Genomic DNA, 15,887 nt, shown 5'->3' with positions numbered 1-15,887 from the left:
CGTGCAGACTGCGCACCCCCCGATCTGGCCCGACGTGCTCGGCCGTTTCGCCTGGCATGATCTGCCGTTCGTGCGCGCGTGGCAGAACCCGACGATCAACGAACTGATCGGCGCGGGCGCCGGCGCGCTGGTGATCGTCGGCGCGGTCGTGACGATCGCGCTGCTCACCCGCTACCGCTTGTGGGGTCGTTTGTGGTCCGACTGGCTCACCAGCCTCGACCACAAGAAGATCGGCATCATGTACGTCGTCATCGCGCTGGTGATGCTGTCGCGCGCGGTGGTCGAGGCGGTGCTGATGCGGATGCAGCAGGCCACCGCGGTCGGCGATCCCGGTTTCCTGTCGTCCGACCATTTCGCGCAGTTATTCTCGACCCACGGTTCGATCATGGTGTTCTTCATGGCGATGCCGTTCCTGACCGGCGTCATCAACTATGTCGTCCCGCTCCAGATCGGCGCGCGCGACATGGCGTTTCCCTGGGCGAATGCGATCGCGTTGTCGCTGACGGGCGGGGGCGCGGCGCTGATGATGACGAGCCTCGTCGTCGGGCAGTTCTCGACCGGCGGATGGAGCGGCTACCCGCCCTATACCGGGCTCGCCTTCAGTCCCGACGTCGGCCCCGATTACTGGATCTGGGCGGTGACGATGGGCTCGATCGGCTCGACGCTGGGCGGGATCAACATCGCCTGCACGATCTTCAAGCTGCGCGCGCCCGGCATGACGTACATGCGGATGCCGATGTTCTGCTGGACGAGCCTGTGCACCAGCATCCTGATGATCTTCGCGATGCCGCCGCTGACGGTCGCGACCGCGCTTCTGGCACTCGACCGCTATCTGGGGTTCCACTTCTTCACCAACGACCTCGGCGGCAACATGATGAACTATGCCAACCTGTTCTGGCTGTTCGGTCATCCCGAGGTGTACATCCTGATCCTGCCCGCGTTCGGCATCTATTCGGAGGTCGTCTCGACCTTCTCGTCGAAGGAATTGTACGGCTACGCCTCGCTCGTCTGGGCGACGATGGCGATCGCGGTGCTGAGCTTCACCGTCTGGGTCCACCATTTCTTCACGATGGGGCAGTCGGCCAACATCAACGCGGTGTTCGGCATCGCGACGATGACGATCGGGGTGCCGACCGGCGTCAAGATCTACGACTGGATCTGGACCATGTTCCGCGGCGAGGTCCGCTTCAGCGTGCCAATGCTCTACGCGCTCGCGTTTATGGTCACCTTCGTGATCGGCGGGTTCACCGGCATCATCCTCGCGATCCCGCCGCTCGATTATGTGTTCCACAACACGCTGTTCCTCGTCGCGCATTTCCACAACATGCTGATCCCGGGGCTGCTCTACGGCCTGCTCGCAGGCTATACCTACTGGTTCCCCAAGGCGTTCGGCTTCCGGTTGAACGAGCGCTGGGGCCGGATCGCGTTCACCTGCTGGGTCGCGGGCTTCTATCTCGCCTTCATGCCGCTCTACGTCCTGGGGGCGAGCGGGATGGCGCGCCGGACGAACGAGATCTTCGAACCCGATTTCCGCCCGTGGCTGTACGTCGCCTGTGTCGGCGCGCTGGTGGTGCTCGGCGCGCTCGTGTCGTTGATCGTGCAACTGGTCGTCAGCATCCGCGAGCGCGACGAAACCCGCGTCTTCGCGGGCGATCCGTGGGACGGGCGCAGCCTCGAATGGTCGACCGCCTCACCCCCGCCCGAGTATAACTTCGCGGTTATCCCCCGTATCGACGCGCGCGACGCCTTCTACGACGGCAAGCGCGACGACGGCTATTATCGCCGGGACGCCCGCTACGACGATATCAGCGTGCCGAAGAACAGCGTGACCGCCATCGCGATCGGTGCGGCCGCAACCGCGGCGTCGTTCGGGCTGGTCTGGCACATGTGGTGGCTCGCGGTCGCAGCCGGCCTCGGCATCGTCGCCGTAATCATCCTGCGCAGCTTCGTCCGCGGCGCGCACCGCGTGATCCCGTCCGCCGAGGTCACGCGGATCGAACACCGCTGGCACGATGCGCTGGCGGCGGCGACGCCGATCCCGCGCCACTGCGAGCTGACCGCCAGCAATCAGGGTCTGGCGGAGATACCGGCATGAGCGAGCCCGTCCTGCGCCACGCCGGCGTCAACCTGGGCGGCACCCAGGATCATCCCCGCGCCAATGCCGAAAGCGGCATCTTCGGCTTCTGGGTGTTTCTGATGAGCGACGCGGTGATCTTCGCGCTGCTGTTCGCACTCTACGGCACGGTCGTCGCCGCGACCGCGGGCGGCCCCAGGCCCGCCGACGTATTCGAGCTCGGCAGCGCGCTCGCCGAAACGCTGCTGCTGCTGACCAGCAGCCTGACGATCGGGCTCGCGGTGCTCGCGATGAAATATGACGGAACGAGACGCCCCGTTCTCGCGTGGATGGGGGTGACGCTCGCACTCGGCGTCGCGTTCCTCGCGCTCGAGCTGCATGATTTCGCGACCATGTTCGCGCAGGGCGCCTATCCGACACGCAGCGGGTTCCTGTCGGCCTTCTTCGCGCTGGTGCCGCTCCACGGGTTGCACGTGCTCGCGGGAAGCGTCTGGATGCTCGTCATGGCGGCGCAGATCCTCGCCTACGGCTTCGACGCGCGGGTGCGCATCAACGTGCTCCGCCTCAGCCTGTTCTGGCATTTCCTCGACGTGATCTGGATCGCGATCCTGAGCGTCGTCTATCTGCAGGGGCATCTGCCGTGAACGACCGCCGCCGCGAAACGCTGACCTATGTGACGGGCTTCGCGATCGCGCTCGCGCTGACGTTCGCGGCCTTTGCCGCGGTGCGCTGGCCAGTCGCGCCCGCCGGCACCACCTTCGCGATCATCCTCGCGCTCGCGTTGGTGCAGGTGGTGGTGCAGTTCCGCTGCTTCCTCCACGTCAGCTTCGCCAGATCGTCGCGCGAGGATCTGCTGCTCGTGCTGTTCTCCGCGCTGATCATCGCGCTGATGGTGTCGGGCACGCTCGTCATCCTGTTCAACCTGCGCACGCGGATGATGTGATGCGCGAGCGTGGCCGCGCCGCGACGCGAATGGCGCGCGGCACGGCGACGTCAGCTCAGAACGGCAGCCACTTCGACGTTTCGGTGAACTTCATCCACCCGACGTTGACGCCCGCGCGCCAGCCGACCCCCAGCCGCACCGGGATTAGCACCACGTTGCCGCGCCGCAGATACGTCGCGGCGAACCCACCGACGAAATACAACCGCCCCTCGGCCCCCGGGAACCGCTTGAACAGGTCCTGCGTGTCGTAGAGGTTGTAGACCAGGACGAAGACCTTGTTGGCATCGCCGCCGACGTCGAAGCCGACCGACGGCCCGGTCCAATAGACCGGGCGCTGCCCCTCGACCTTGTGCGTCATGATGCCCGAACCATAGCGCAGGCCCAGGATAAACGCCCCCGACGCCTCGCGCCCCGCGATATAGGCGTTGGGCTCGCCCTGCTCCTTCAGGATCTTCTCGATCAGCGAGCCGAAGCCTTCCGCGCCCTTGCCGAACACGTCCTCACCCGCGCCGATCAGGTCGTCACGCTTGAACGTGTCCGCCGCCGCGGTCGTGCGCGATGGGTCGACCGGCGCACCGCTGCGCGCGGTGTCACCCGCGACGGTCGCACTCGGCGAAGTGGCGGGCGGCGTGGTGGGCGCGGCATCGGGATAACGCGGCGAGGCGTCGCGCGGCGCCTCCTGCGGTCCGCGCACATCGGCGTCGATCGCGGCATTGGGGTCGATCGATCGCACCTGCGCCAGCGCCGGCCCCACCTGCAGCCCTGCCACCGCCAGAACGGCGACCGCATTGCCGATCGTACGCATCACCTTGCCCATCACACCATCGCCCCATCACCCGATGGCGCAATCTATCCGCGCCGCGGCTGTCCCGGCAATGAACGTTCGACGGCGCGGCGCGATTTCACGCCCGTTCGATGCGCAAAGTCCGGTTGATCATGCCGAGACGCCTCGTTATAGCCCGCCCCTACGCCGCATCCGGAGACGTGGGTGAGTGGCTGAAACCAACGCTTTGCTAAAGCGTCGTACGGGAAACCGTACCGAGGGTTCGAATCCCTCCGTCTCCGCCATTGCTGTGCCCGACTCTTCCGCCTCTCTATTTCACCGTTGCGTGGCTAAGTTTGAGCTGTTGCGCGCCGATCATGGGCGAAGTCGGTTCGCACGACGGAAAGACCGGCGCCGCCCGTAGAGACGGTGCCGCGAACACCCTCAGACCTGCCGCATGCCGCCATCGACGCACAGTTCGGCGCCAGTGATAAAGCTCGCGTCGTCGCCGAGCAGAAACACCGCCGCCGACGCCACTTCGTCCACCCGCGCCATGCGGCCGAGCGGGATGGGAGCGATCAGCGTCTGCCGCATCTCGTCCGATACCGCCGCCATCATGTCGGTGTCGGTCGGCCCCGGCGCGACGACGTTGACGCGGATAGCGCGCGGCGCGAGCTCGGCGGCCCAGCTGCGTGCGTAGGAGCGCAGCGCCGCCTTCGTCGCGCCGTAGGTGCTGAACGGCGTCACGCCCATCACGTCCGCGATCGATCCGACCAGCACCACGGACGCGCCGTCGCGCAGCACGGGCAGCGCCGCCTGGATGCCGAACAGCGCACCGCGCACGTTGACCGCGAAATGCCGGTCGAAATGCTCGCCCGTCTCCTCCGCGATCGTCGCCGGCTCAGACAGCCCCGCGTTCAGCACCAGCGCGTCGATCCGGCCATGAAGCCGCCCGGCCTCTGCGACAACCCGCTCGAGATCGGCCTGGCTCGCCGCATCGGCCTGGATGCCCCGTGCCGAGGAACCGATCGCCGCCGCCGCAGCGGCGACCTCGTCCGCGCGGCGCCCGGTCAGGATCACCGTCGCGCCCTCCTGCGCGAGACGACGGGCGATCGCGAGACCGATCCCCTTCGCCCCGCCGACCACCACCGCGACCTTGTCGTTCATGCTTGCCATCGTCCGTCCTTCCATTCGAGACGGCGAAGCAGATATACGGCGCATATCTGCTAACAAGAACGCACCTGGAGGGGCCTAGATATGCCCGACGAAACCGACCTTCGCGCGCTGTCGGATCAGGCGCTGCTCGACGTTCCGCGCATCCGCCCAGTGCTGGACAAGATCGCCGACAAATGGACGATCATGATCCTGACGGTGCTGTGCCCGCAGCCGGCCCGCTTCAACGCGATCAAGCGGCGGCTGGGCGGCATCACGCACAAATCGCTCGCGGATGCGCTCAAACGCCTCGAACGGCACGGACTCGTCACCCGCACCGTCATCCCCACCACGCCGATCGGCGTCGTCTACGCGATCACTCCCCTCGGCCGCTCGCTGCGCGAACCCTTCGAGACGCTATGCGCCTGGGCGCTGGCGAATGAGCAGGCGATGACGCAGGCCGTGATCGCGCACGACACGGCGCGGGCGTAGCGCCGTTCAGATGCGCAGCAGCCCCGTCAGCGGCCGCTCGGTCGTCGCCTGCGAGAACAGCCGCCGCCCGACCATCTGGGGATCGAGCGCGAGGCTCTCGGCGACCGCGCCGGCGATCAACGCGTCCAGGGCGCTCGTCGGCCGCAGATCCCGCTGTTCGTAGAGGCTCGCCGCCGACAGGCCGGGCCAGTCGGAAATGACCCGCCCGCCCTTCAATGCGCCCCCCATCAGCATCGCGACCGAGCCGGTGCCGTGATCGGTCCCCGCGGTGCCGTTGATCGCGGCGGTGCGGCCGAATTCGGTCGCGACCAGCACCGTGGTCGTCGCCCAGGCGTCCCCCATCCCTTGGCGCAACGCCGCGACGAGCGCGTCGAGGTTTCTCAACTGCGCGCCCAGCCGCTCCTTCTGACCGACATGGGTGTCCCAGCCGAGCGTTTCGAGCATCGCGACGCGCGGCCCGTCGGGCTTGGTGAGGAACCCCGCGGTCAACCGGCCGAGGCTGGCCGGATCCTGCCGCACGCCCAGATCGGCGGCGAACCCGCTGGTCTCCAGCGCCGCGCTCCACGGCGCGTGCAGTTGCGGGTCGGCGTCGTACAGGGCGGTGACGCGCGTTATCAGGTCGTCGGCGGCGTGCGGCAGCGGCGACGGCGCGTAGGATGCGACCTGAACGGGCCCGCGCAGCGCAGCCGGCACGGTCGGGGCGATCGCGATCGCTTCCTCGCTCGCGCGCGGCAGCATCGCGACGAGCCGGTTCATCCAGCCGTCGCGCACCGCATAAGGCTGCGTGCCCCCGGTCTCGAGGACGTTCTGGCCATCAAAATGCGATCGATCGCGATACGGGGACGCGACCGCGTGGACGAACAGCGCCTGCCCCGACTGGTACATCCGCGCCGTCTCGACTAGCGCGGGGTGCAGCGTGAACATGCCGTCGAGCTTGGTCCCCGGCGCATCGTCGCCGATCAACCGCCCGCGCAGGCCATCGAACGCCGGATCGCCGACCGGGCGAAGCACGTCGAGCCCGTCCGCGGCCCCGCGCTGGATGATGAACACGAAACGGCGCTCGGTCGGCACCGTGGCGAGCGCGAGGCCGGGCGCGACGAACAGCGCCCCGGCGCCGAGCGCAGCGGTCGACAGGAATTGGCGGCGAGCGATCATCGGATCATCTCCTCAGGAAATCGGGTGACACGAGCATCAGCGCGACCGCGCCCGCAGGGCTCTCCGCGCGCGCGATCTGCTCGGCGGTGACGGGGGCGAGCGAGGCCGGCATGATGCGGGGTGCGATCACGCGCGCGTCGACCCCCTGCCCGAGCGGGGCGGCGATACGCTGCGCGAGCTCGACGCGGCGCAGCAGCGCATCGGACGCGAGCCAGCTGGCGGCGATATCGTCCCAGCCCGCGGGCGTGCCGGGTTTCCACACCCGCTGGCCGAGCTGCGTCTGCAACGCCGCGATCTGCATCGCGCCGACATCGCGCTTCCCCGTCCCGCGCAGCGCGGAGATCGTCCATTCCCACGGCGTCTTGAACTTGTTCGGCGTCGGAGCCCACGCCTCGGGTGAGGCGATCAGCGCGCGGTACAATGTCGGCAGGTCGCCGCCGCTCGCGGTGAAGCTCTTTGCCAGGCGTGCCACCATCGCGGGCGGCGGATCGTCGCCCGCGACATGACGCGCGAGCTTGGTCGCGACGTGCCGCGCCGTCGCGGGGCTATGCGCGAAATCGATCAGCGCCGCGCGTGCCTGCCCCTCGCCACCATCGGCATAGACTTTGCCCAGGATACTGCGGCTTCCGGGTTCGTGCTGAGCAGCGCGAAAGGTGAAGCGGTTCGGATCCCCCTCGCCGCCGCCGCCCATGCCGTCGACCGACCACCCCGTCAGCGCGCGCGCGAATTCGGTCACGTCGGCCTGGGTGTAGCCCGAGCGGACGCCCAGCGTGTGCAATTCCATGATCTCGCGCGCGAGATTCTCGTTCAGCCCGCGCCTGCGCTGCGGGTTGCGGCTCGCGTCGCGCAGCGCCGCCGGACTGTCGGGTCCGATCGACTGCACCTGATTGAGGTATAGCAGCATCGCGGGATGCTGCTCGACCGCGAGGAGCATGTCGGTAAAGGTACCCAGCACGTGCGGCCTGATCGCGTCGCGCTCGAACGCGGCGGCAAAGGCCGTGACCGGCGCGCTGTCGGCGGACACGCAGAAATGGTTCGACCAGAAATGGACCATCCGCTCGACGAACGGCGCCTCGGTCGCGAGCGCCGCATCCGCGCGGGCGCGAACGCCCTCGTTGTACAGTGCCTGCACGTCGTCGCGAAAATCCTGACGCGTCGCACGCAACGCCGCTGCGGGATCGGCCGCTTTGAGATCGGTCGTCGTGGGAGCGGTCGCCCCGGAAGCGGTCGCCGGCGCTGCGGCCGGGCCTGGTGGCATGGTCGTCGGCGCATTCGTGCCGCCGCTCGCCGCCATCCGGTTCGCCTGCTGCTGCGCGCGGTAGTGGCGGACGACTTGACCCGCGTCGGCTAAAGCAGCGTAGCCCGCGGGCCGGGGATCGAACCGGTCGAATTGCCGCAGCAGCGAACGTTTGGGGTCGGCCGGCGGCGCGTCATCGGGTCTCGCACCCAGCCCGAATCGGTTAAGCGCGATGGCGGCCGGAGAAAGCCTTGCAGCCGGTGCGGGCATGATCGCTCTTTCGCTGTCCATGATGGCAGTTGAACGGATCAACCGCGTCTTTCCGTCGCGTTTTACCGTGCGCGCCCGCTGCCTTTCGTGGAACGGCTGGTCATCGCATCGGCCAGCTTCGCTCGCTCGGGCGCAGGCAGCCCCGCGGCAAAGGCGACCGCACGCCGCTCGACCGCCGCGCGTACCGCGGTATCGGCGTCGCGCGCGCGGTCCAGCGCGGCGGCGACCGCCACTTGATCCACCGGTTCGTGCCGCAGCAGGTCGGCCGCCTGCGCCTTGGCCGCGCGCGATGCCTCGATCGTCGGACGCATGGCTTGCCGCGTCTGCCGCAGCGCCTGGCGAAAGCGCCGCCGCTCGACCGGGTCCAGTTCGGCACCCGCGACGCGCAGCGAGCCCGCGTTGATGATACCCTTCCCCGCGCGCAACGACGCGTAGCCCGCGACCAGAGCGCCCGCGAGAAACAGGTTGAGCATGACCGAGACGATCAGCACGATACGGATACGCGTCATCGCTTAATTGTCCATGCCGGCGACATCGCCGAACGACGTGGTGCCGGCCACCATGTCGACCGGGGGCGTGGCTGCGACCACCGCGGCCCCCGCGACCGCCCCCGCGAACGTCGCGGCGAGGCCGATGCCCGACCACCACCAGCGCCGCCCTGGGCGCGACGCGCGGGCACCGACACCGGCACCCGCCCGGGCGGTGACGCGGTCGGCGAGCGCGCGCGACGGCGCGGCGACCGCCCAATCGTCGAGCCGCTCGTCCAGGAACATCGCGGCGTCGAGGATCGCGCTCCCTTCGGGTGTCGCTGCCAGACGCTGCGCCGCGGCGTGATCCGCGATCGGCCACCGCGCCATGACCCCGCCGTAAGCGTCGGCGAGGTCGCGGAAACGATCGAGCGTGAGCGGATCAGTCATCTGTTGTGGTTCCCTGCGGCGATACCAATCGTGTTCGCAACGTGCGTCTTCCCCTGGCCAGAAGCGATTCGAGCGCCTCGATGCTCACGTCCAGCGCGCGGGCGGCCTCCGCGCCCGACAGGTCCTGATAATGGACCAGCAGGATCGCCTCGCGCTGACGGTCGGGCAATTGCGCGATGGCCGCGGCAACCTGCGATCCGCGCTCGGCCTCGAGCATCAGGCATTCCGCATCGGGTGCCGGATCGACGACCTCTGGCAGCGTGTCGCTCGTCTGCTCGCGGCGACGACGCAGCCGGTCGCGGCACAGGTTGAGCACGACCGTATGCAGCCAGGTGTCGAACCGCGCGCGGTCGCTCTGCCACGTCGCGGCGCTCCGCCACACCCGCGCGAACGCCTCCTGCGCGACATCCTCGGCCGCCGCGCGGTCGTGCAGCATCCGCGTGGCGAGCCCGAGGATCCGCGGCAGCTTCGCGGCCACCAGCAACCGCGTCGCGGCAGGGTCGCCGCGCCCGATCCGCCTGACCAGTTCCGCGTCGGGATCGGGTGCGCTCAAGCCCGCGCCTGTCGCTCGCCACCGCGGATCGTCACGTTACGCCTCCGGCGCCGCCCGCTTCGCAGCCATCCGCGCGGCCGACCGCTCGGCCGCTGACAAGCTACCATCGCCATCGGTATCCAGCCGCGCGAACCGATGCGCCAGCATCGCCGCGATCTCGAGGCGATCGATCATCCCGTCTCCGTTGCGGTCGAGCTTGGCGAAGCGGCGCGCGGGATCACCCCTGCCCTTCCCCTGCGCCGCCGCGGCCAAGAACTCCGTCTTGCTCACCCGGCCATCGCCGTCAGTGTCGGCCGCGAGCATCCGCCGTTCGCGCCGCGCGATGAACTCCTGTGCCGTCATCCCGCCGCGCGGCGCGGCAGCCGGGCGCTCGTCCCCCGCCGCCCGCGGCGCCTGCGCGCTTGCGACCGTCGGCAGCAGGAGCAGCGCCCCCGCCAGCGTTATCTGATATGGTGTCTTCACGGTCACCACGATGCTCGTCCCCATCATTGTCGCATCATCGATCCGAAGTGGCGGGCGGCACGAACGCCGCCCGCCGGCGACGATCACCGATACCGCCACCCTCCATGCCAGCGATAGCGATGGACCCAGAACCGGTTGCCATACCAATAGCCCCGCCCGGGATAGTAACGGTGGACGACGTAGCCGCGCCGCGCGTAAGCGGGCCAGCGATTGGCCACACATCGACCGTAATAACCGCGGTGGAACCCCGGGCCACACCCCTGACGCGCCTCTGCCGGCGCGCTCGCCATCAATGTGCCACCCAAGGCGGCCGCGACCAGGACAAGGGTCTTCATCAACGATACTCCTCCAACCCTCGCCGCCTCACGGCGACGATAACCGTTGAACGACGATCGCCCGTCTATCCGTCGCTGATCCGCGAGAGAAAATTGGCGCCTGCGGCTCGCCTTCAGCTTTGAGACCACCGTCATCGACCCCGTTCGGCGCTGCCCCCCCCCCTTCCAGCGCATCCCGAGCCTAGAAGATCTTGCGCACCCCCAGCCGGACCGATCGCCCCTCGGGGTCGATGTACGCGCTTTGGAAACGGTCGGGTGTTCGGCCGTCGCGGTCGCGCACGTCGATGCGGTCGTTGAGCAGGTTCTCGACCGTGAACTGTAACGACATCTGCTTCGCCCACGGTCGCCCGACGATCTTGTCGACGTCGAGGTTGAGATAGGGGACGAGCCAGACCCGCCCGGAAAAGCGCAGGTCGGACGCGGCGATGTCGCTGCGGATGCGGGTCGCGCCCTGCAAACGGCCGTAGAGGCCGACGCTCGTCGCGCCGTAGCTGCCGCGAAGGTCGATGTCGCTCTGCCAGCGCGGGCGCCCGCCCGTCCCCGTCAGCGTCGCGCCGTCGAGCAGGTCGAGCGCGGGCAAACCCGTGCGGAGCGTCAGCACGTCCTCGATCCGGTAGGTCGTGCCGAGCGTCGCGCTGATCGTGGGCCGCGGCTTCGGCGGCTTGGGCGGCGGACCTTCTTTTGCGGGAGCGGGCGCGGGCAGCGGCTTCGGCCCGAGCGGCAGCGACAGGTTCAACGTCGCGCGCACGCGCCGCTCGCGCTCGAACGCGACATTGGTCGCGCGCAGGTCGACCAGCGCCAGCCGCCCGGCGGGATCGCGCTGGAACGCGCCCGGAAACGCCGCCTGGAAATCGGGCGTCACGCTGCCGAGCGTCGTCGTCTGGTCGCTGATCCGCGTGTCCACATATTCGAGGTTGAGCCGCACCTCCTTGTCCCTGACCGGCTGTACCGACACGGCCACGGTCGTCCTGCGCCGACGTTCGGGCGCGAGATCGGGGTTACCCCCCGACCGCACCGTGACCAGTTCGCTGCGACCGGTCGTGAAATCGAAGAACGGCGTATTGGGCGCGGTCGTGATCGGGCCGGTCAGCAGCGCGATGTCGGGCGCGGTGCGCGCGTCGTCGCGCGATGCGGTCACTTGCACGCGCCTGACCGGGGTCCAGTTGATCCCGAGCGTCGAACTCGCCAGCCGTCCGAAGCGTGACACGTCGGAGATACCGACCGAGCCGTTCGCCGACAGCCGCCCGGCGAACGCCAGCACGTCGCGGTCGGGCGCGGTGATTGGCAGATCAACGCTGACGCGCGCCGACGTCGTCGTGCGCCTCAGGTCGAGCGCCGCATCCTGAGCGCCGGGCTGGCGTCCCGTCGCGCTCGAGCGTGCATGGTCGAGGCTCGCGGTCAGTTGCGCCTCGCCCGCGGGCAGCGTCGCGAGCGGCCCGTTCAGCACCACGGCGCCGACCAGCGTGTTCGTCACCGTCTTGCTGCGCGCGACCAGCCGCCGCGTTCGCGCCGGGTCGACGGGCGCCAGCGGATCACCGCCCGCGTCGATCTCCGCCTGCAGCGCGGTCAGGTCGTAACCCTGCTCGAACGCGGCGCGGCTGCGCAGCCGGTCGTAGCCACCCGTCACGTTCCAGCTCCACCGCCCGATGCCGCCCTGCAGCGTCGTGCCCGCGTGCAAATTCAGGCTGTCGCTGCGCTGCCCCAGCACCGCGCCCGGCAGATAGCGGTAGAGCTGGACCGCATTCGCGAACGGCAGGCTGCCGCTATCCGCCGGCACGTCGAGCAGCGCGGGTGCCAGGCCGTTCAGCCCCGTCGAGCGCTGCGCCTCCATCGACAGGTTGATCGAGCCATCGGCGCCGGCGATCGGTCCGGCGAGCGTGCCGTCGACGTTGATCCGGTCGCTGCGGTCCCTGATCGTGCGGAAACGGCCGATGTCGGTGACCGCAAGCCGGTTCGCGCCCGCCAGATAGCCCGAGAGCAGGCGGCGCGCGGCCGCGTCGGCAGGGACCGCCGCGGCGGTGACCGCGCGACCTGCCAGCGCGTCGAGCGCGGGATCGAGGCTCGCGCCGTCCAGTCCGACGACGTTGCCGCCGAGTGCGTAGCGCGCGTTCGCGTCGGGCGCGATGTCGCGTTCCGCCTGCAGGATCGGGTTGAGGCGCAGGTGAGAGACGCTGAGCGAGGTTCGACGCGCGCCCTCGATATTGGCGAGCGTCGCCTCGGCGAAGTTCGTCTCCCCGCCGCCCTCGGTCGTCGTGCCGACGAGCTGTCTCGCGGTCGTCGCGCGGTAGCTCTTCTTCGTGACGAGGTTCAGTACCTTGACGGTCGGCGGAAAACCGAAGCGCGCGGCCTCCTGCTCGGGCAGGATCTCGGTCCGCTCGAACGCCTCGGGCGGCAGGCTGCGCAATTCGCTGAAGCCCGATATGCGGCGGCCGTTGAGCAGGATCACCGGGTCCCCGCCGCTCGCCGACTCGGTCAACGGTTTCAACCGGTCGAGCACCGTCTTGAGATCGGTCGCGCCAAGCGAGCGGAGCGCGTTGGCGTCGAGCACCGCGACCGGCGCCGCATCGCGTATCGCCGAACCCGCGATCCGCCGCCCGGTGACGACGACGTCCTCGCCCGCGTGGCCCTCCGCGTCGTCCTGCGGTTCGGCCGTCTGGGTCTGGGATGCAGGCGCAGCCGCGGCGGTGGGCGATGCGGTACCGAGCGTCGCGGACGCGAGCATTCCGAACCGGGGGCCGAACCGGGGCCAGAACCGGCGCCGGTGCACATGCTGCCGTGGCACGCCGGGGCCGTCTCGCCGGGCTGCGTCCTGATCGACCACCTACGCACTCCCCGACACTTCGGGTGGGATATGATCAGCCGATCGTGGTCGAATTGCGGCTCTTGTGCCGGGAAATCCTTCCTATTCGTCGAGCGCACGCGTCGGCGGCGCGCGCCCCGGCGACCAAAGCCGAGAGCTCAAATGGCAAAAGCGTGTTCGGAGTCGAAGGTGGTGGGCGCTGACGGGTTCGAACCGCCGACCTACTCGGTGTAAACGAGCCGCTCTACCAGCTGAGCTAAGCGCCCGTCGCGCGGGCGACGTGGGGGGAGCGTCTAGGCGCGTGCGCGGCGCGGCGCAATCCCTTCGGAACGACGCCGATCGCGTCGTCGTTGGTGTGCAAGCACACGAGGAGCGATCCGATGGACGACGATTCGATCAAGCCGACGACCGAGACCGCGCGACCCAATCTGTCGACCGAGCACCAGCGCGACGGCGACGCGCGCCGACCGAGCGACACGCTCGACAAGGGACAGCCCGCGGAGGAAACGATCCCGCGCAAATCGTCGCTGCTCGGCGACTGACCTCCTTAAATGGGGCGGTGACCTGCGAGGCACCCGGTCCTAACGTTGACGTAAGGCTTTCGCGCTAGCACTGGCTTCGAGGAGAAGTCGGTGCGATTATCGATTGCGGCGCGCGTGCTGATCGCCTGCACCACGTTGATGGTGCTGGGGCTGATGCTGCTCGTCGCCGGTTTCGCGGTCAACGAGAACGTGCACACCGCCGACCAGCGAATCGTGCTGCTGAGCGAGGCGCTCCACGCGCAGGACCGGCAGGACCGCGCGCAGGATCAGCTGCGGCTCGACGTCGGCGATACCACCCGCAGTGCCGAACGCGGCGCCACCATCCCCGATCGGCGCTGGGCGACGCTGGTCGCTCGCGCGCGCGCTTTCGCCGCCTTGCCGGTTGCTTTTCCGGCGGTGCAGCACCGGCGCGAGATCGCGGCGATCATGCAGACGCGCCGCGCATCGCGCGATTTCGTCGCGAACACCGTCCACGTGGTGACGATCGCGCGGACGCGGCCCGACCTGATCGCCAAGACGATGCCGCGCTTCGTCGCGTCGCTCAGGCGGCTCGAGGCGAGCCGCGCGCGCACCCGCGAGGCTCTGACGCTCGCGGTCATGGAGGCGGCCGATCGCAATTCGCGCGAGAGCCGGCGCCGGACCGTGGAGGTATTGTTCGGCGGCCTCGTCATCCTCGCGATCATCGCCGCGATGTCGGCGTGGCTGCGGCACCGGCTGGTGAAACCAATTACCGTGATCGCGCAGCGGCTGCGCGCGTTCGGCGCCGGGCGCGACGATGGCGCCGTGCCCGGCGTCGCGCGGCGCGACGAACTGGGCGATCTGGCGCGCGGCCTCGCCGAATATCGCGACGCGGTCGAAAGCCGTCGCGCCGCCGAACGGCGCGTCGACTTTCTCGCGCATCACGACATGCTCACCGGGCTCGCCAACCGCCTGCTGTTCGAAAGCCGCCTGTCGCACGAACTGATGCGCAGCGCGCGTACCGGCGACACGGTCGCGGTCGTCGTCGTCGACTTGGATAGGTTCAAAGCCATCAACGACCGTTTCGGCCACGCCGCCGGCGACCGCGCATTGAAGCGCGCCGCCGACCTGTTGTCGCGGTGCGTGCGCAGCGACGATCTGGTCGCGCGGATGGGCGGCGACGAATTCGCGATCATCCAGGTCGCGCGGTCGCAACCTGCCGCGGCGGAAGCACTGCTCGCGCGCATCTACCGCGCGGTCGACGCGTGTGACGCCGATGATAATGCAACCGAGCCCGCGATCCGGCTGAGCGCGGGCGTCGCCTTTTCCGAACCGGGGCAGCCCGGCGACGAACTGTACGAACTCGCCGACACCGCGCTCTACCGTGCGAAGGCCGATGGCCGGCACACCGCGCGCTTCTTCAACAAGGACCTGAGGGAGCAGGAAAGCCTGCGGCTGCGGCTGGCGCGCGATCTCGAGCACGCGATCGCCTCCGATCAACTTTATCTGGTGTTCCAGCCGATCGCCAACGCGGGCACGCTGGCGATCACCGGTTACGAGGCACTGCTGCGCTGGCGCCACCCGACGCTGGGCGAGATCGCGCCCGACACGTTCGTGCCGATCGCCGAATCGACCGGGCTGATCGCGCCGATCGGCGCGTGGGTGATCGCCCACGCCATCGCGGCCGCGGCGCAATGGCCAGAGGCGCTGTCGCTCGCGATCAACCTGTCGCCGCTGCAATTCCGCGCCGACGGCCTCGCGGACGAATTGCGCCGCGCCGCCGCCGCGCACGGCGTCGCGCTGTCACGCCTCGAATTGGAGGTGACCGAGAGTGCGACGTTGCTCGGTTATCAGCGCGACGAGGTGCTCGCGACATTGCAGGCGATGCAGGCCGACGGCGCGCGCGTGGTGATGGACGATTTCGGCACCGGACATTCGTCGCTCGGCAATCTGAAGGATTTCGCGTTCAACAAGATCAAGATCGATCGCAGCTTCGTCGCCGCAATGGGTGACCATCCGCCCTCCGCCTCGATCGTCCGCGCGATCATCGGGCTGGGCAAGAGCCTGAAGCTAACGATCGTCGCCGAAGGGGTCGAAACCGACGCGCAGCTCGCGCGCCTGCGCCGCTGGGGATGCGACCAGGTGCAGGGCTATCTGATCGGACGCCCTTCCTGCGACATCCAGGCGACGACGATGCGCGCGCGGGTCGGCGTCTAACCGCCGCGCGCGGGCGA

The 15,887-nt window shown here is 69.2% G+C and carries 16 protein-coding genes and 2 tRNA genes; 7 read left to right on the top strand and 11 right to left on the bottom strand.

Going from position 1 to position 15,887, the window contains the following annotated elements; genetic code table 11:
* Position 1 precedes the first annotated feature (1 nt).
* From KZ810_RS14765 to KZ810_RS14755, 3 genes are read left to right on the top strand one after another with little or no spacing between them, the layout of a single operon-like run.
* Positions 2-2,095, top strand: coding sequence for a cbb3-type cytochrome c oxidase subunit I (locus KZ810_RS14765; protein ID WP_219769881.1), 2,094 nt, complete (start codon positions 2-4; stop codon positions 2,093-2,095).
* The gene (locus tag KZ810_RS14760; protein ID WP_219769880.1) at positions 2,092-2,718 is read left to right on the top strand and encodes a cytochrome c oxidase subunit 3; all 627 of its coding nucleotides are present in this window, start codon (positions 2,092-2,094) and stop codon (positions 2,716-2,718) included. Before KZ810_RS14765 ends, KZ810_RS14760 begins: the two co-directional genes overlap by 4 nt.
* Positions 2,715-3,017, top strand: a complete 303-nt coding sequence (locus KZ810_RS14755; protein ID WP_219769879.1) for a cytochrome o ubiquinol oxidase subunit IV — start codon at positions 2,715-2,717, stop codon at positions 3,015-3,017. The genes KZ810_RS14760 and KZ810_RS14755 overlap by 4 nt, the downstream gene beginning before the upstream one ends.
* A gap of 55 nt (positions 3,018-3,072) precedes the next feature.
* Here KZ810_RS14755 and KZ810_RS14750 read toward each other — a convergent pair whose 3' ends face one another.
* The gene (locus KZ810_RS14750) at positions 3,073-3,834 is read right to left on the bottom strand and encodes an EipA family protein (RefSeq protein ID WP_373369171.1); all 762 of its coding nucleotides are present in this window, start codon (positions 3,832-3,834) and stop codon (positions 3,073-3,075) included.
* Positions 3,835-3,995: 161 nt separating this feature from the next.
* Here KZ810_RS14750 and KZ810_RS14745 point away from each other — a divergent pair.
* Positions 3,996-4,085 (top strand) — tRNA-Ser (locus KZ810_RS14745).
* Between the two features lie 139 nt (positions 4,086-4,224).
* Here the strand turns inward: KZ810_RS14745 and KZ810_RS14740 are convergent.
* Positions 4,225-4,947, bottom strand: coding sequence for an SDR family NAD(P)-dependent oxidoreductase (locus KZ810_RS14740; protein ID WP_219769878.1), 723 nt, complete (start codon positions 4,945-4,947; stop codon positions 4,225-4,227).
* A gap of 90 nt (positions 4,948-5,037) precedes the next feature.
* Here KZ810_RS14740 and KZ810_RS14735 point away from each other — a divergent pair, with 90 nt between their 5' ends.
* Complete coding sequence (locus tag KZ810_RS14735; protein WP_219769877.1) at positions 5,038-5,424, top strand: winged helix-turn-helix transcriptional regulator; 387 nt, start codon at positions 5,038-5,040, stop codon at positions 5,422-5,424.
* 6 nt (positions 5,425-5,430) lie between these two features.
* On the opposite strand, the gene KZ810_RS14730 is transcribed toward KZ810_RS14735, so the two are convergent.
* From KZ810_RS14730 to KZ810_RS14690, 9 genes are all read right to left on the bottom strand, one after another.
* Positions 5,431-6,579: a DUF1501 domain-containing protein gene (locus KZ810_RS14730; RefSeq protein WP_219769876.1), complete on the bottom strand. Its 1,149-nt coding sequence runs from the start codon at positions 6,577-6,579 to the stop codon at positions 5,431-5,433.
* 4 nt (positions 6,580-6,583) lie between these two features.
* Positions 6,584-8,086 (bottom strand): DUF1800 domain-containing protein, encoded by a 1,503-nt coding sequence (locus tag KZ810_RS14725; protein WP_219769875.1) that lies wholly within the window; start codon positions 8,084-8,086, stop codon positions 6,584-6,586.
* A gap of 62 nt (positions 8,087-8,148) precedes the next feature.
* The gene (locus KZ810_RS14720; protein ID WP_219769874.1) at positions 8,149-8,595 is read right to left on the bottom strand and encodes a periplasmic heavy metal sensor; all 447 of its coding nucleotides are present in this window, start codon (positions 8,593-8,595) and stop codon (positions 8,149-8,151) included.
* Positions 8,596-8,598: 3 nt separating this feature from the next.
* On the bottom strand, positions 8,599-9,003 hold the full coding sequence (locus KZ810_RS14715; protein WP_219769873.1) for a hypothetical protein: 405 nt from the start codon (positions 9,001-9,003) through the stop codon (positions 8,599-8,601).
* The gene (locus KZ810_RS14710; protein WP_219769872.1) at positions 8,996-9,556 is read right to left on the bottom strand and encodes an RNA polymerase sigma factor; all 561 of its coding nucleotides are present in this window, start codon (positions 9,554-9,556) and stop codon (positions 8,996-8,998) included. Before KZ810_RS14710 ends, KZ810_RS14715 begins: the two co-directional genes overlap by 8 nt.
* A gap of 36 nt (positions 9,557-9,592) precedes the next feature.
* A complete protein-coding gene (locus KZ810_RS14705) occupies positions 9,593-10,042 on the bottom strand; it encodes an EF-hand domain-containing protein (RefSeq protein ID WP_219769871.1) in 450 nt (149 codons plus the stop codon).
* A gap of 59 nt (positions 10,043-10,101) precedes the next feature.
* Positions 10,102-10,353 (bottom strand): GCG_CRPN prefix-to-repeats domain-containing protein, encoded by a 252-nt coding sequence (locus tag KZ810_RS14700; protein ID WP_219769870.1) that lies wholly within the window; start codon positions 10,351-10,353, stop codon positions 10,102-10,104.
* A 181-nt stretch (positions 10,354-10,534) separates the two neighbouring features.
* Positions 10,535-13,075, bottom strand: coding sequence for a TonB-dependent receptor (locus KZ810_RS14695; RefSeq protein ID WP_219769869.1), 2,541 nt, complete (start codon positions 13,073-13,075; stop codon positions 10,535-10,537).
* A 268-nt stretch (positions 13,076-13,343) separates the two neighbouring features.
* Positions 13,344-13,419, bottom strand: a tRNA-Val gene (locus tag KZ810_RS14690).
* A 114-nt stretch (positions 13,420-13,533) separates the two neighbouring features.
* On the opposite strand from KZ810_RS14690, the gene KZ810_RS14685 reads away from it, so the two are divergent.
* Positions 13,534-13,695: a hypothetical protein gene (locus KZ810_RS14685; protein WP_219769868.1), complete on the top strand. Its 162-nt coding sequence runs from the start codon at positions 13,534-13,536 to the stop codon at positions 13,693-13,695.
* A gap of 90 nt (positions 13,696-13,785) precedes the next feature.
* Positions 13,786-15,870, top strand: coding sequence for a putative bifunctional diguanylate cyclase/phosphodiesterase (locus tag KZ810_RS14680; RefSeq protein WP_219769867.1), 2,085 nt, complete (start codon positions 13,786-13,788; stop codon positions 15,868-15,870).
* Positions 15,871-15,887: the final 17 nt, after the last annotated feature.

The sequence above is a fragment of the Sphingomonas citricola genome, assembly GCF_019429535.1.
In the GTDB taxonomy this organism is placed as follows: Bacteria; Pseudomonadota; Alphaproteobacteria; order Sphingomonadales; family Sphingomonadaceae; genus Sphingomonas; species Sphingomonas citricola.
Note: the sequence above shows the minus strand (reverse complement) of the source record. Positions and strands in the feature narration are given on the sequence as shown.

Coding starts and splice junctions, on each gene's coding strand:
- KZ810_RS14760 (WP_219769880.1), top strand. CDS start 2,092: ATGAGCGAGCCCGTCCTGCGCCACGCCGGCGTCAACCTGGGCGGCACC.
- KZ810_RS14750 (WP_373369171.1), bottom strand. CDS start 3,834: ATGGGCAAGGTGATGCGTACGATCGGCAATGCGGTCGCCGTTCTGGCG.
- KZ810_RS14740 (WP_219769878.1), bottom strand. CDS start 4,947: ATGAACGACAAGGTCGCGGTGGTGGTCGGCGGGGCGAAGGGGATCGGT.
- KZ810_RS14735 (WP_219769877.1), top strand. CDS start 5,038: ATGCCCGACGAAACCGACCTTCGCGCGCTGTCGGATCAGGCGCTGCTC.
- KZ810_RS14730 (WP_219769876.1), bottom strand. CDS start 6,579: ATGATCGCTCGCCGCCAATTCCTGTCGACCGCTGCGCTCGGCGCCGGG.
- KZ810_RS14725 (WP_219769875.1), bottom strand. CDS start 8,086: ATGCCCGCACCGGCTGCAAGGCTTTCTCCGGCCGCCATCGCGCTTAAC.
- KZ810_RS14720 (WP_219769874.1), bottom strand. CDS start 8,595: ATGACGCGTATCCGTATCGTGCTGATCGTCTCGGTCATGCTCAACCTG.
- KZ810_RS14715 (WP_219769873.1), bottom strand. CDS start 9,003: ATGACTGATCCGCTCACGCTCGATCGTTTCCGCGACCTCGCCGACGCT.
- KZ810_RS14705 (WP_219769871.1), bottom strand. CDS start 10,042: ATGGGGACGAGCATCGTGGTGACCGTGAAGACACCATATCAGATAACG.
- KZ810_RS14700 (WP_219769870.1), bottom strand. CDS start 10,353: ATGAAGACCCTTGTCCTGGTCGCGGCCGCCTTGGGTGGCACATTGATG.
- KZ810_RS14695 (WP_219769869.1), bottom strand. CDS start 13,075: ATGCTCGCGTCCGCGACGCTCGGTACCGCATCGCCCACCGCCGCGGCT.
- KZ810_RS14685 (WP_219769868.1), top strand. CDS start 13,534: ATGGACGACGATTCGATCAAGCCGACGACCGAGACCGCGCGACCCAAT.